This is a genomic window from uncultured Sphingomonas sp. (assembly GCF_946477935.1).
Classification (GTDB): Bacteria; Pseudomonadota; Alphaproteobacteria; order Sphingomonadales; family Sphingomonadaceae; genus Sphingomonas.
Genome location: NZ_CAMLAC010000091.1, coordinates 1 through 13,843, shown reverse-complemented (window position 1 = coordinate 13,843; position 13,843 = coordinate 1). Strand labels below are relative to the sequence as shown.

General features: G+C 64.6%; 12 protein-coding genes and 1 pseudogene. 6 read left to right on the top strand and 7 right to left on the bottom strand.

From position 1 onward, the window contains the following. Nucleotides 1-689, bottom strand: a pseudogene (locus Q0U08_RS11045) (DUF4158 domain-containing protein); the annotation flags it as partial. Between the two features lie 77 nt (nucleotides 690-766). Between Q0U08_RS11045 and Q0U08_RS11040 the strand changes: the two are divergent. Together Q0U08_RS11040 and Q0U08_RS11035 are read left to right on the top strand one after the other, a co-directional pair. Then, on the top strand, nucleotides 767-1,288 hold the full coding sequence (locus Q0U08_RS11040; RefSeq protein ID WP_242417737.1) for a transposase: 522 nt from the start codon (nucleotides 767-769) through the stop codon (nucleotides 1,286-1,288). Continuing rightward, nucleotides 1,254-2,189 (top strand): transposase, encoded by a 936-nt coding sequence (locus Q0U08_RS11035; protein ID WP_242417738.1) that lies wholly within the window; start codon nucleotides 1,254-1,256, stop codon nucleotides 2,187-2,189. The genes Q0U08_RS11040 and Q0U08_RS11035 overlap by 35 nt, the downstream gene beginning before the upstream one ends. Before the next feature lie 6 nt (nucleotides 2,190-2,195). Here the strand turns inward: Q0U08_RS11035 and Q0U08_RS11030 are convergent, their stop codons facing one another. The 6 genes from Q0U08_RS11030 to lldP form a co-directional block, all read right to left on the bottom strand. Further along, a complete protein-coding gene (locus Q0U08_RS11030; protein ID WP_004212894.1) occupies nucleotides 2,196-2,762 on the bottom strand; it encodes a recombinase family protein in 567 nt (188 codons plus the stop codon). A gap of 311 nt (nucleotides 2,763-3,073) precedes the next feature. Continuing rightward, nucleotides 3,074-5,779 carry a pyruvate, phosphate dikinase gene (ppdK, locus tag Q0U08_RS11025; protein WP_242417739.1) on the bottom strand — a complete coding sequence of 902 codons (2,706 nt, stop codon included), beginning with the start codon at nucleotides 5,777-5,779 and terminating at the stop codon, nucleotides 3,074-3,076. 102 nt (nucleotides 5,780-5,881) lie between these two features. After that, the gene (locus tag Q0U08_RS11020) at nucleotides 5,882-7,330 is read right to left on the bottom strand and encodes a DcaP family trimeric outer membrane transporter (protein ID WP_293966561.1); all 1,449 of its coding nucleotides are present in this window, start codon (nucleotides 7,328-7,330) and stop codon (nucleotides 5,882-5,884) included. A gap of 51 nt (nucleotides 7,331-7,381) precedes the next feature. After that, nucleotides 7,382-8,515, bottom strand: coding sequence for an FMN-dependent L-lactate dehydrogenase LldD (gene lldD, locus Q0U08_RS11015; RefSeq protein ID WP_242417741.1), 1,134 nt, complete (start codon nucleotides 8,513-8,515; stop codon nucleotides 7,382-7,384). Next, entirely contained in the window at nucleotides 8,512-9,291 is a 780-nt protein-coding gene (locus Q0U08_RS11010; RefSeq protein WP_234422623.1) for an FCD domain-containing protein, read from the bottom strand. The genes lldD and Q0U08_RS11010 overlap by 4 nt, the downstream gene beginning before the upstream one ends. Continuing rightward, on the bottom strand, nucleotides 9,288-10,961 hold the full coding sequence (gene lldP / locus Q0U08_RS11005; protein WP_242417742.1) for an L-lactate permease: 1,674 nt from the start codon (nucleotides 10,959-10,961) through the stop codon (nucleotides 9,288-9,290). The genes Q0U08_RS11010 and lldP overlap by 4 nt, the downstream gene beginning before the upstream one ends. Nucleotides 10,962-10,974: 13 nt before the next feature. Between lldP and Q0U08_RS11000 the strand changes: the two genes are divergently transcribed. The 4 genes from Q0U08_RS11000 (at nucleotide 10,975) to Q0U08_RS10985 (ending at nucleotide 13,797) form a co-directional block, all read left to right on the top strand. Next, entirely contained in the window at nucleotides 10,975-12,069 is a 1,095-nt protein-coding gene (locus Q0U08_RS11000; protein WP_298091489.1) for a DUF4336 domain-containing protein, read from the top strand. Between the two features lie 434 nt (nucleotides 12,070-12,503). After that, the gene (locus tag Q0U08_RS10995; RefSeq protein WP_007407013.1) at nucleotides 12,504-12,788 is read left to right on the top strand and encodes a hypothetical protein; all 285 of its coding nucleotides are present in this window, start codon (nucleotides 12,504-12,506) and stop codon (nucleotides 12,786-12,788) included. 20 nt (nucleotides 12,789-12,808) lie between these two features. Continuing rightward, nucleotides 12,809-13,228, top strand: coding sequence for a periplasmic heavy metal sensor (locus tag Q0U08_RS10990; RefSeq protein WP_046407154.1), 420 nt, complete (start codon nucleotides 12,809-12,811; stop codon nucleotides 13,226-13,228). After that, on the top strand, nucleotides 13,225-13,797 hold the full coding sequence (locus tag Q0U08_RS10985; RefSeq protein WP_046407140.1) for an RNA polymerase sigma factor: 573 nt from the start codon (nucleotides 13,225-13,227) through the stop codon (nucleotides 13,795-13,797). The genes Q0U08_RS10990 and Q0U08_RS10985 overlap by 4 nt, the downstream gene beginning before the upstream one ends. The last annotated feature ends 46 nt before the right edge of the window (nucleotides 13,798-13,843 follow it).

Below are 13,843 nucleotides of genomic sequence, written 5' to 3'. Positions count from 1 at the left end.
TCGTCCTGCGCTCCAAGCAAAGCACCACCGATTTCGGCAAAGGACTTCAGCGTGTCCCGAACGGCCGCCTTTGCGTCGGCGATCCTGGTGTTGCAAAGGCGTTCGGAGGCCCGATAGAGACGGCCTACGATGCGATCGTGGGTCTCCACGATGACATCGGCCAGCGATGACCGCCATTCCAGGGTGCAGACAGCGAGGATCGCAAGCCGCCTGTCTTCGGGCAGATCACGCATGCCGTCGGCGTAATAGCGCTCGCCCTGCCGGCGAAGCCGGGTCACACGATGCGCCGGCACGCCGTCCAGCAAATCCGCCGGAAGATCGAACCTTTGAAGATATTCCAGTCGATCCATCAGCCGGTTAGCGGCTGCTGAATTTGCGCCAACCTCGAACTGTCGCAGCCATACGAAGCGCGTGACGCGACCATCCACCGTATCCTCCAACAGGTGAGCCAAATTCTCGCTCAGGGTTGGCGTGATGCGATGGGCGATAAGATCCTCGATCCGGCGCTCGGCCTCAACCAGCGCATCGGCGCAAAGGCGCTCGATCGTCGAGGAGCCGGGAAGGATCGTGCGGGTGCGGCGACACTCCGCAACGAAGCGACGGGCAAGATCCTCATTCGATGTCGCCGCCTCGGCTTCCCGAGCGATCCATTCGCGCAAATCCCGTGCGCCCCGCCCCGAAAAGGAGCGGGGCTGTTGAAAAAGGCCGGGTGATCCGATCGCGTACCTAGCGGGTTCCCTGCTTCGACACATCGGGAGCAGCGGCCATGATGGGTGAGCAACAGCGAGGCGGCAAGGGCGCAAGTTGGCGGGCGCTGGGAGCGATGATCCCCGCCGATCACATCCTACGCAGGATAGACGGGCTGATCGATCTGGGTGAACTGAGCGATGCGCTCGCCCCGCACTACAGTCGCCGTGGGCGTCCCTCGATCGCGCCCGAATTGCTGGTCCGCATGGCGCTGATCGCTCGCCTCTATGCCATCACGTCGGAGCGCCGGCTGTGCGAGGAAGTCCGCTTCAACCTCGCTTATCGCTGGTTCTGCCGATTGCCGCTCGACGCGCGGGTGCCGCACCACTCGACGTTCAGCAAGAACCGGCATGGCCGCTTCCGCGATGCCGGCATCTTCCGCATTTTGTTCGAGCAGACGGTGCGGCTGCGCCGACGCGGGGCTGATCGCCCACAAGGATGCGGCAATCGACGCATCGTTCGTCGCGGCCGATGCAAGCTGGCAGCGCAAGATGCGGGATGCCGATATGGCCGCGCCCCGACTTCCCCGCCCGGTTTGTGAATGGCTGGCGGATCAGGCCAATGCTCCACCGCAGGAACATGGCGTACCGCGTGGCAAGCCGGCCGAGGTGTCACGCACCGATCCGGCGTCGGCGTGGTCGGCGCGCACGGCGCGGGGCCGGTTCAGCTATGCCTTCAATGTCCTGATCGACACGCCGGGAGGGGTGGCGATCGACGTGGAGGCCAGTCCCGCCCGCTTCGCGGCGGAAGTCGATGCGGGGCGGACCATGATGACACGGGCCGACGATCGGTTCGGCTACCGGCCAAAGCGTGTCGCAGCCGACACCGCTTATGGCAGCGCCGCGTTCCTGGCGTTCGTCACCGATCGCGGCACCATCCCGCATATCCCGGTGCTGGAACGATCCGAACAGACCAAGGGCAAATTCCCCCGCGAAGCCTTCCGCTATGAGCGGGAGCAGGACCGCTATGTCTGCCCCGCTGGGAAGATACTGCCCTTTCGCGGTGCCGATCGTCGGGCTGGCTTCCTCCGATACAGCGCCAGTCCCGCCGATTGCCGCGCCTGTCACCTCAAACGGAAATGTACCGCAGGCAGCAACAGGTCGGTCACGCACAGCGAACATGAGGACGTGCGGGAGCTGGTGCGCGGCGAGATGCAGACGCCCTTATTCAAGCGGTCGATGCGGCTGCGTCGGGGCGTCGAGCGGGTGTTTGCCGATGCCAAGAGCAAGCGAGGTCTAACCCGTTTGCACCTTCGCGGCTTGCGCGGCGCAGAGGAAGAGTTTCTGTTAGGCGCGGCCATTGCAAATCTCGTGCTATTGGCCCGTCCTGATGCACGACCGACACGGACCCGCCGCCCGCCCCCGGTGCCGGAACGGATCGACCACATGGCCCGGATCAGCCGTGGCCGGTTCGAGCAATCCTACTACGCGACGATCTTCTGACACCGATTAGCCAGGTTCGCGCTCGGCCGCAGGGAAATGGCGATAGAAGGTAGAACGGCCGACCTGTAGCAGCTTCGCGACCTTCGCCGGTTTGTCGCCGGCCTTGAGCAGCTTGCGGGCCGTGTCGAGCATGTCGGGCGTCATGACCGACTTGCGGCCTCCGCCCGTGCCGCCCTTTGCCCGTGCCGCTGCCAATCCGGCGATCGTCCGTTCCTTTATCAGTTCGCGCTCCATCTCCGCGACGGAAGCGAGGATATGGAACAGCAGCCGCCCGGATGGAGTGGCCGTGTCGAACCCGTCCGTCAGGGATCGAAAATCAATCTTGCGAGCGGACAGGTCGGCCGCCAGTTCGATTAGGCCCCCGATCGAACGGCCAAGGCGATCGAGCTTCCATATCACCAGCGTGTCACCGGCCCGCACGAAATTGAGGGCTTCGGTCAGACCGGGCCGGTTCAGCTTCGCGCCGCTCACCTTGTCGGTAAACAGCTTTTCGCACCCTGCCTTGGTCAGCGCGTCGGTTTGTAGCGTCAGGTCCTGATCGGAGGTCGAGACACGCGCATAACCAACCAGCATGAGTCCCGTTATCCCATCTCAAACAGCGAATTTTGGGACTCATATTTTGGGAACATATTTTGGGAAAGCCCCAACCGGGATTCAGCGGATTTTTGCTTCGGTGACGGTCGTCCCGTTGGAGGTTCCCAATTGAGAATGCCGACCAGCGTCAAAGAGCCTTTTCATTATCAGTCGAACCACATACGAGTCAGGCGGTTATGGTAAGATGACCACTTTGGTCGATCCCTACCGTCCAAGACGGACGGGTCGAGGTTCTTTGGAGCGGGCACCACCCGCACGCTGCACCAGCAGATACGGCTTGCGGCAAACGCTCATCCAGGAACGGATGAGTCAGACCGAACCCGGACTACATTGCAGCTTCTAGCCAAGGCTACCTGCGCCGCCGCGAGCCTTGCGATCGGGACGCGGTAGGGGCTGGCCGAGACGTAATCGAGCCCGACCTTCTCGCAGAAGGCAATCGACGCCGGATCGCCGCCATGCTCGCCGCAGATGCCGAGCTTGATGTCGGGGCGGGTCTTGCGGCCGCGCTCGGCGGCGAGTTCGACCAGTTCGCCCACCCCCTCGACGTCGAGGCTGACGAACGGGTCGCGGGCATAGATGCCCTGTTCGACATAGGCACCGAGGAAGCGGCTGGCGTCGTCGCGGCTGACGCCCAAGGTCGTCTGGGTCAGGTCGTTGGTGCCGAACGAGAAGAATTCACCGGCTTCCGCGATCTCGCCGGCTTTCAGCGCGGCGCGCGGCAGTTCGATCATCGTGCCGACCAGATACTCGATGGTCCGCCCCTTGTCGGCGAACACGTCCTGCGCCGCCTTGTCGACCACCGCCTTCATCAGTTCCAGCTCGCGACGGGTGGCGACCAGTGGGATCATGACCTCGGGGATCGGGGCCTCGCCTGATTTCTCGGCGACGATCACCGCCGCCTCGAAGATCGCGCGCGCCTGCATCTCGTAGATTTCGGGATAGGTGACGCCCAGGCGACACCCGCGATGGCCGAGCATCGGGTTGAATTCGTGGAGCTCGCCCGCGCGGCGCTTCAGCTGATCGACGCCGATCCCGGCGGCCTCGGCCACTTCGGCGAATTCGGCTTCCTCGTGCGGCAGGAATTCGTGGAGCGGCGGGTCGAGCAGGCGGATGGTGCAGGGCAGCCCGACCATCACCTCGAAGATTTCGACGAAGTCGCTGCGCTGTTCGGGCAGCAGCTTGTCGAGCGCGGCGCGGCGGCCCGCCTCGTCCTCGGCAAGGATCATCTGGCGGACCGACGTAATGCGCGACTGTTCGAAGAACATGTGCTCGGTGCGGCACAGACCAATGCCCTCGGCGCCGAAGTCGCGCGCGGTGCGGCAGTCGAGCGGGGTTTCGGCATTGGCGCGCACCTTCAGGCGGCGCACCCCGTCGGCCCATTCCATCAGCGTGCCGAAGTCGCCCGCCAGTTCGGGCTGCACGGTCGCGACCGCGCCCGCCATCACCTCGCCGGTCGCACCGTCGATCGTGACGATATCGCCCTCGCGGATTTCGCGGCCGGCGACCTTCATCACCCCCGCCTTCGCATCGATCGAGATGCTGCCCGCGCCCGAGACGCAGGGACGGCCCATGCCGCGCGCGACGACGGCGGCGTGGCTGGTCATGCCGCCGCGCGCGGTCAGGATGCCGCGCGCCGCGTGCATGCCATGAATGTCTTCGGGCGAGGTTTCGGTGCGGATCAGGATCACCGCATCACCCGCGTTCGAGCGGCGCTCGGCGGTGTCGCTGTCGAACACCGCGATGCCGCTCGCCGCCCCCGGCGAGGCCGGCAGCCCCTTGGTCAGCACGTCGCGCGCCGCCTTGGGATCGAGCGTCGGGTGCAGCAGCTGGTCCAATGCCTGCGGATCGACGCGCGCGATCGCCTCCTCGCGCGAGATCAGCCCTTCCTCGGCCATGTCGACCGCGATCTTCAGCGCGGCCTTCGCGGTGCGCTTGCCCGACCGGGTCTGCAGCATCCACAATTTGCCCTGCTGCACGGTGAATTCGATGTCCTGCATGTCGCGATAGTGCCGCTCCAGCCGGTCGAACACCGCCGCCAGCTCGGCATAGGCGTCGGGCATCGCCTCTTCCATCGACAGCGGCTTGGCATTCGCCGCCGCCCGCGCCGCGGTGGTCAGATATTGCGGCGTGCGGATACCCGCGACCACGTCCTCGCCCTGCGCGTTGATCAGGAATTCGCCGTAATAGGCGTTGGCGCCGGTCGACGGATCGCGGGTGAAGGCCACGCCGGTCGCCGACGTGTCGCCCATATTGCCGAACACCATCGCCTGCACGTTGACCGCCGTGCCCCAGTCGCCGGGAATGTCGTTCAACCGGCGATAGACCTTGGCGCGGTCCGCCTGCCACGATCCGAACACCGCGCCGATCGCGCCCCACAACTGGTCGTGCACGTCCTGCGGGAACGGCTTGCCCCACAGCTCGACCACGATGTCCTTGTACTGCGCCACCAGCGCGCGCCAGTCGTCGGCGGTGAGGTCGGTGTCGAGATAATAGCCGCGATCTTCCTTGGCGATCTCCAGCGCTTCCTCGAACCGGCCGTGGTCGAGTTCGAGCACGACGTCCGAATACATCTGGATGAAGCGGCGATAGCTGTCCCACGCGAAGCGCGGATCGTCGGATACCTTGGCGAGCCCCTCGACCGTCGCGTCGTTGAGGCCGAGGTTCAGCACCGTGTCCATCATGCCCGGCATCGATACCCGCGCGCCCGAGCGGACCGAGACGAGCAGCGGGTCGGCCTCGTCCCCGAAGCGCTTGCCCGTGATCCCCTCGATATGCGCGATGCCGGTCGCGACCTCGTCGCGCAAGCTGTCGGGGAAGGTCTGGCCGTCCTCGTAATAGCGCGTACACATCGTCGTCGCGATGGTGAAGCCCGGCGGCACCGGCAGGCCGATCGACGCCATTTCGGCAAGGTTCGCGCCCTTGCCCCCCAAAAGCGTCTTGTCGCCCGATCCCCCGTCCGACACCCCGCCGCCGAAGCGATAGACATATTGCGTCATTGCTCGTTCCCCATGCTCTCCGCGCGGGTGGTCCCGCGTCGGGGTATCTGATTCAATCGGCGGTCGTATTTCGTTCGGCACACGAACCGTCGACCGGCCGGTTCAAAATCCTTGTTTCACCGTAAAGTGCAGCCGTTCGAGCATGCCGCTTGCGCCGTTCACAAGTTCGCGGTGCGACACGCGCAGCTCGACGCCGAGGTCGAGGCGTGGCAGCGGCGACACGAACAGGTTGACTGCGGTGTCCCACACCTGGCGCGTCGACAGCGGCGAGGCCGTGGCCGGGTTCCAGATCCGTTGGAACGACCCCATCCAGGTACTGCGCAGCGTGCCGATCCAGAAATGGCGGACCCCGGCAAAGCCTGCGAGCAACGGAACCGGGACGAGCCGATCGTTTGCCGTGTCGTAGATCGCATCGGCCGCGACGTTGGCGCCGACATAGCGCCCCAGCCCGCGACCGCCGGTCATCATGAAACGGATATCGTCGCCCTTGCCGGTCGATAGCGGCGCGATCCCGGCCAGCGACACACCATAGCCCTGGGCCGTTACCGCCGGTCGACCGTTGGCGGGATCGACCCGCATCGATCGGAACAGCCCGGTCAGCGACAGGCTGGCCCCCTTTGCCGCCCAGAGCAATTGTCCGGTCAGGTCGGGAACGCTGTCATCGTCATTGTCGGCCAATGCAGGCGCACCGGCCATCGCCGACACGGTTTCCGGGTTCTCGATCGACGTGGAGATGGTCCACCCGTCGCCGACCGGATGACTGTAGCGCAGCAGCATCTGCCGAACCAGCACGGTGCCGTCGGTTACCCCGACGAAATCGGCGGTTTCGGGCAGGGCCGCGACATATTGAAAATTGCTCCAGTCCTGCCCGACCGCGAACCCGCCATAACCCGCGACCGCGCGACGCAGGCCGAGGGTATAGGGGTTGAGCGCGCGCTCGCCGCCCGACACCGCCGGCGCGACCTGAAAGTCTGCTTCGATCAGCGTCGTCAGCGACTTCTCGCCGATCGGCGTCGCGGTCTGGAACGCGATCCGCGACTGTTTGGCCGACGCATCGGCAAGAATGGCGGATCGCCGCCCACCGACCGGGATCGACTGTGGCAGCGACAGTTCGCGGCCCAGCGGATTGGTTGCGGTGTCGCCATCGCCATAGCGGCTGAAGATGAGGTCGCCCTTGATGAAGCCGCTGATGCGAAAATTGGTTTCGCCGATACGGAAGCCGTATCCGGCGGGTAGCGCCGATGGTCCGCCCTGTGCCAACACTGACGGCGCACCCGCCGGCCGGGGCAGCGGGTCGGAGGGGCCCTGCTGCTGCTGCGCGGCGGTGCCGGTGGCCGGAGGCGACGCGACGACCATGACCGGCGGCGTTTCGCGCGGCTCCTTCGCGGTCAGCGCGCGTTGTACCGTGTCGAGCCGGCGCTGCAACTCGTCCACCTTGTTGCGCAACGCTTGATAGTCCGCGACGGTCTGCGCGGTGGCGGGCGTCGTGCCCGCCAGCATCAGCCCTGAAAGCAAGACGGCACGGGTCGTCCGCTGCCTGAAATGCGGCATCCTGTATCCCCTGTACTGATGGTCCGGCATTTGCGCCGGTGCGGTTTCGCGTCAGCGCGCGATGATGGTCGAATCGATGTCCGCGATCGTCCGTACCCCGGTCAGCGCCATTGCAACGCGCATCTCCCGGTCGAACAGTTCGAGGAGGTTGGCGACACCGGCCTGCCCGTCGGCGGCGAGTGCATAGATGAACGCGCGGCCGAGCATCGCGGCATCCGCGCCGAGCGCCAGCATCCGCACGACGTCGAGCCCCGAGCGTATCCCGGAATCGGCTAGGATCGACACCTGCCCCTTTACCGCATCGGCGATGGCGGGCAGCGCGCGCGCCGACGACAGCACGCCGTCGAGCTGCCTCCCGCCATGGTTTGACACGACAATGCCCTGCGCGCCGAAGCGCACTGCTTCCCGCGCATCCTCGACGTCGAGGATGCCCTTAATGACGATCGATCCTTTCCAGGTATCGCGAATCCATTGCAGGTCGCGCCAGCTGATCGACGGATCGAAGTTCGCGCCGAGCCACCCGATGTAATCGGCAAGCCCGGTGGCGGCCCCGCGATAGGCCGAGATGTTGCCCAGATCGTGCGGTCGCCCGTGAATCCCGACGTCCCATGCCCAGCGCGGATGGGTGACCGCCTGCAGCATCCGCCGCCACGCAGCATTGGGCCCTGACATGCCGGAATGCGCATCGCGATAGCGCGCGCCCGGCACCGGCATGTCGACCGTAAAGACCAGCGTCTCAACCCCCGCCGCCTGCGCGCGTTCGAGCGCGTCGCGCATGAAGCCGCGATCCTTCAGCACATAGAGCTGGAACCAGATCGGCGCACTCGACTGGCGCTGCACCTCGTCAATCGCGCAGACCGATACCGTCGACAGGGTGAAGGGCACCTGCTTGGCCGCTGCCGCGCGCGCGGCCTGAACCTCACCGCGTCTCGCATACATGCCGGTCAGCCCGACCGGAGCCAACACCACCGGCATACCAAGCGACTGGCCAAACAGGGTAGTGGAAAGATCGATGTCGGCAACATCGCACAGCACCCGCTGGCGCAGCGCCACGTCGGACAAGTCGGAGACGTTATGGCGAAGCGTATGTTCGGCATAGGCGCCACCGTCGATATAGTGGAACAGGAACGGCGGTAGACGACGGCGGGCCGCTTCGCGATAATCGGTGGTGGCAGAAATAATCATCGGATCGTTCCCAGATCTGGTGCGGCGGCGGCGCGTTCGGCGCGGGCAAGGTCGTCCTCGACCCGTCGGACCGTCGTGCGCACGAATTCGAGATGGACGTCGGCGGCATCGCGCGCGCCCTCGGCATCGCCAGCGACGATCCGCTCCATGATCGCGCGGTGCTGCGCCGACAATTCCTCGAAGGTGCGCGGCACCGCGTAGATTTTTTCGCGGGTCTGCGAGATGCTGGTATGGAGCAGCCCGAACAGACTCGACATGACATGGGTCAGCACCGCGTTGCGTGAGGCATGCGCGATGGCGAGGTGGAACGCGGCGTCGGCATGCGCCTCGGCAGCGACATCACCGGCGGCATGCAGCTTCTCCATCGCGTCGAACCGGCGGCGGATACGGTCTTTATCGACTGCGTCGGCCCGCCGTGCGGCGTGATAGGCGGCGGTGCCGTCCAGCGACTCGCGCACCTCGAAAATGTCGTGGCCGTAGCCCGGATTGCCCTCGACCAGCGGAGCGAGCGGTTCGGCGATCATCGCCTGCGTCCACTGCGCCGACGGTTCGGCGAGGATTGCGCCGGCGCGCGGGCGGATGATGATCCGTCCCCGCGATACCAACCGGTTCATCGCCTCGCGCAGAATGTTGCGCGATACCCCAAGCGTGTCCGCCAGCGCGCGTTCGGACGGGAGCCGCGCTCCCGGTAGCAGCTTGCGCTCGACGATCAACGCCTCGATCGCGGCTTCGGCCCGGCCCGATGCGCTGGGTGCTGCGTTCCCGACCGCGCTCACGGGATCATCCATGGCACGAGGTACGCCTGGATCGTCGTGATGACCCCTACCAGCGCGCACAGCGGCAGGCTGTGGCGCACGGTGAAGCGAAACAGGTCCGACTCCTTGCCCACCAGCCCGACGGCAGCACAGGCGATCGCGATCGACTGCGGCGAGATCATCTTGCCGGTGACGCCGCCGGTGGTGTTGACCGCGACCAGCAGCACGTCGCTGACCCCGATCTGATGCGCGGTATTGGCCTGGAGCGCGGCGAACAGCGCGTTGGCCGAAGTATCCGATCCGGTCAGGAACACGCCCAGCCATCCCAGGAACGGCGAGAAGAAGGTAAACGCCGATCCGGTATGCGCCAGCGCCAGTGCCAGGGTCGCCGACAGTCCCGAATAATTGGCGAGGAACGCAAAGGCGAGGACCATGCCGATCGAGTAGATCGGAATTGCGAGGCTTTTCAGCGTATCGCCGAACGTCCGCACGGCCTCTGCGGGCTTCATCCGCAGGAAGGCGATGGTGACGATCGCCGCCAACATGATCGCGGCGCCGGTCGCCGACAGCCAGTCGAACTTGTAGACCGCTTCGTACGGCGTGACCTGCTTCACGATCGGCGGCACCTTGGCTACCAGCTTGTCGAGAAAGGGTACGTGCAGCTTAAGGACAAGATGCGCGAGCGGTCCGTCGGCGGCGAACAATGCCTTGACCGGGGCGATGCTCCACAGCGTCACGAACACCGTTAGGATCAGGAACGGCGACCATGCCCAAGCGATCTTCGCCGGCGAATGGCGCACGGTCTGCGTCGTGATCGGTGCGACCGGTACCGCGCCGTCGGCGGCGACCTCGGCCGCATCAAAGCGGAAGATGCGCTTGGGCTGCCAGAAGCGCAGGAACACCGGCAGCGCGATCAGCGAGGCGAGGGCGGCGGTGATATCGGGCAGTTCCGGCCCGATGAAGTTGGCGGTCAGGAACTGGACGATCGCGAACGAACCGCCCGCGACGAGGATGGCGGGCCATGTCTCGCGCACGCCGCGCGGACCATCCATGATGAGGATCAACCAGAAGGGCACGATGACCGAGAGCAACGGCAACTGCCGCCCGGCCATCTGTCCGATCAGGAACGGATCGATGCCGGTCACCTGACCCGCGACGACGATCGGAATGCCCATCGCTCCGAACGCCACCGGCGCGGTATTGGCGATCAGGCACAGCCCAGCGGCATAAAGCGGGCGGAACCCCAGTCCGACCAGCAGCGCCGAGGTAATCGCGACCGGCGCACCGAACCCGGCTGCCCCTTCGAGAAATGCACCGAACGCGAAGCCGACCAGCAAGAGTTGCAACCGCTGATCCTCGGTCACGGTCAGGATCGACTGGCGGATAATGTCGAATGCTCCGGTCGCGACCGCGATCCGGTAAAGGAACACCGCGCCGAGGATGATCCACGCGATCGGCCAGAGACCATAAAAGAACCCGAACACGCCAGCGGCCAGCGCACTGTTGATTGGCATGCCATACAGCCCGATCGCGACCGCCAGCGTCAATGCAACGGTGATGGTGCCGGCGATATATCCTTTCAGGCGAAAGACCGTCAGCGCCAGAAAGAAAAAAACGATTGGAATAGCCGCGACCATACTGGACAGCCAGATATTACCAAGCGGATCGTAGTTCTGTGCCCAGACTCCCATGGCATCCCTCTCCTTGAATCTGGTAGTACCAGAAATTTATTTTCAAAGGAAAAATTGGGCATTTTGTTGGGGCAGTCAATTACGTCTGCTGATAACCTATTTCTTTCTGGTACTACCATTAGGCGGCATCAGCTTATGCGTGGAAGACCGACAGCGTCATTGGGATTGCTCCTCCTGTATCCGTAAGGGAGGCAACATCGAAGCGATCATTCCGGTCTTGGAACGGGTGGCAACTGGCGACCCGTTGAAACGGATTTTCGAAATGCCATCCCAATCGGGACGGTCGCCGGGCTTAGCGTACGATTTTGACCATTCTCTCACCGGCCCCCAATCGGGAATGGCCTTTCCAGCTACCCGCCGCGTCGGCTGCAGTATAAAGCGCGGCAGAACGTGGGGGGCGAAAATGCTGCAACAATTCGGTGAAGAAATATGGACGGTGGACGGGCCGACCGTCTCCGTTGCCCGGTTTAGCTATCCAACGCGAATGATCGTTATCCGATTGTCAGACGGTGCTCTGTTTGTCTGGTCGCCCACGGCGATTTCTGACGAACTTCGGGCCGCGATAGACAGTTTGGGGCAGGTACAACACATCGTCGCACCGAACACATTGCATCATATGTTCGTCGGCGAGTGGCAAGCAGCTTATCCGGCAGCGAAATCCTATGCTGTTCTAGGGTTGCGGGCAAAGCGCCCGGACTTGAAGTGGGATCTCATTCTTGATGACACACCCACCCCGGAATGGTCGAATGAGATCGATCAGGTCGTCGTGGGTGGAAACAGGATCACGACAGAGGTCGTCTTTTTCCATCGCGCGAGCCGAACGGCCATCTTCACCGACCTTATCCAACACTTCGAGCCGGGTTGGTTCAAGGGGTGGCGGGCCATCGTGGCAAAGCTCGACTTTCTTACCGCGATCAGGCCGACCGTTCCGCGGAAATTCCGAATGACCTTCCGCAATCGTGAGGGCGCCCGACGCGCGGTGCAACGCATTATGGCATGGCCAACTGCGGCCGTCCTAACGGCGCACGGTGCACTAATCAGAAACGACGGTCAGGCGGCGATTGCCCACGCCTTCGACTGGTTGCTCGGCGGAAAGACGTCTCGGTAGTCTGAACGGCTTGATGGCTGCTTTCCCGGAATACCATCCCATGCGAGACGGGATCGCTATGCTTTGGGGTGTCATTCCGCCCCCAACCGGACCCGGCTACCAGCGGCACGTTTTTCAACAGCCCCTAGGGTTTCCAAGAGATAGCACATTCATTTGTAAACAGCGGAAGAGCCGTGCCGACCGGTGTCGCCCGGCTCCTCTATTTCTAACGCCGCGGCGTCCGCTCAGTGGCGCGCTCGGCCTGCAAACAGAGTTGCCAAGGAATTTGAACAGCGGGACGCGTGGATTGTCGGCTGCGTAGCCAGCTGCGAGCGATTGGACGCAATGGAAGAGTGCGCAGTCGCGCCGAGGGGCGTGTGGCATTCGTTCACTTCAGATTGGAGGGGTGTTCGCCGGCCGTGCGTAATGGATGTGAGGACGGCGGAGGAATGACCATGGACATGGATTTAGACAGCGCGTTGCGCCGCCTTGGCGAGCAACCGCTTGATCCCCGGCTCGCTGAACTGGAAGGCGAAGTCATGCGACTGATCGCGGCGGAGCGCCGCGCGGGTGGCGTAGTGGCGCTGCGATCCGGCATGCTGGCAGCGCTAGGCGCAGTCGCCTTGGGAGTGGTGGGCGGCGGATTGTCGTCCACAGCGGCGACTGCGCAGGTGCCGACGCTAACACCCTTCGGGCCTGCCATGCCGCTAGCGCCTTCGACCTTGCTCGCGTTCCAGTGACGAGCGGCGCCCGGAGGGCGATGCTGATCGCCATCATCGCGTTCGTGGCGGCGGTCGCAGGCGTTTGGGCTGGACGTGAGTTGTTCCCGTCCCCGCCAAGCCCGGGCGTTGAGCTTCACAGCTTGCTCCACGACGGGCTCGAGCTAGACGAAGCTCAACGGACTAAGCTCCAGGCGCTGGAGTCTCACTTCGCCGTTCGAAGGCGTGCCTTGGAGCTGGAGCTCAGAGCCGACAACGCCCGGCTCGCCGCCGCCATCGAGGCCGAACATGGTAACGGGCCGCAGGTCGCGGCGGCCGTCGATCGTTCGCACGGCGCGATGGGTGAGCTCCAAAAGGAGACGTTGAACCATATGTTCGCGATGCGGCAGATCCTGCGGCCGGATCAGACGACGGCGTTCGACCGCGCGGTGGTGAAGGCGCTGACCGCAGACGCGCGGTGAGCCTCGATCTCGCGGCCTGCACGGACGGCGAACTCGCCGCCTTGACGCTCGGCGGACGTCAGGCTGCGTTCGCTGAGATCATGCGGCGGCACCAAAAACCGGTCTACCGCCTGATCCGCTCGCATATCGGCGACGCCGAAGAGGCGCTTGACCTCACTCAGGAATGCTTCGTGGCCGCCTTTCAGAACTTGCGAAAGTATGACGGAGAGCGACCGCTCGCTGCGTGGCTGACCCGCGTGGCGATCAACAAGAGCCGCGACTGGCACAGGCGGCGGCGCATACGCCAGATACTATCGTTCGCCTCTTCGCTGCCGCCCGAGACCATGGAGAGTGGGCGGGACGAGGCGCCAGGTGCCGACGCGGTAACCTTCGATCGCGCAGAGCTTGCGCGGCTTTCGCGCGCGGTGTCCGAGCTGCCGGCCACGCTCAAGGAGACGCTTTTGCTGCGGACCGTGGAAGGACTGTCCCAGGGGGAGACCGCGGCCGCGCTGGGGATCAGCGGCAAGGCCGTGGAGATGCGACTCCGGCGCGCGCGTGAAAGATTGTCGAAAAATCTCGACTTAGTGTGAGGGGATGGGCCGGTTCGCGCGTAGTGAAAGGTAAGGTCGGCGGCAG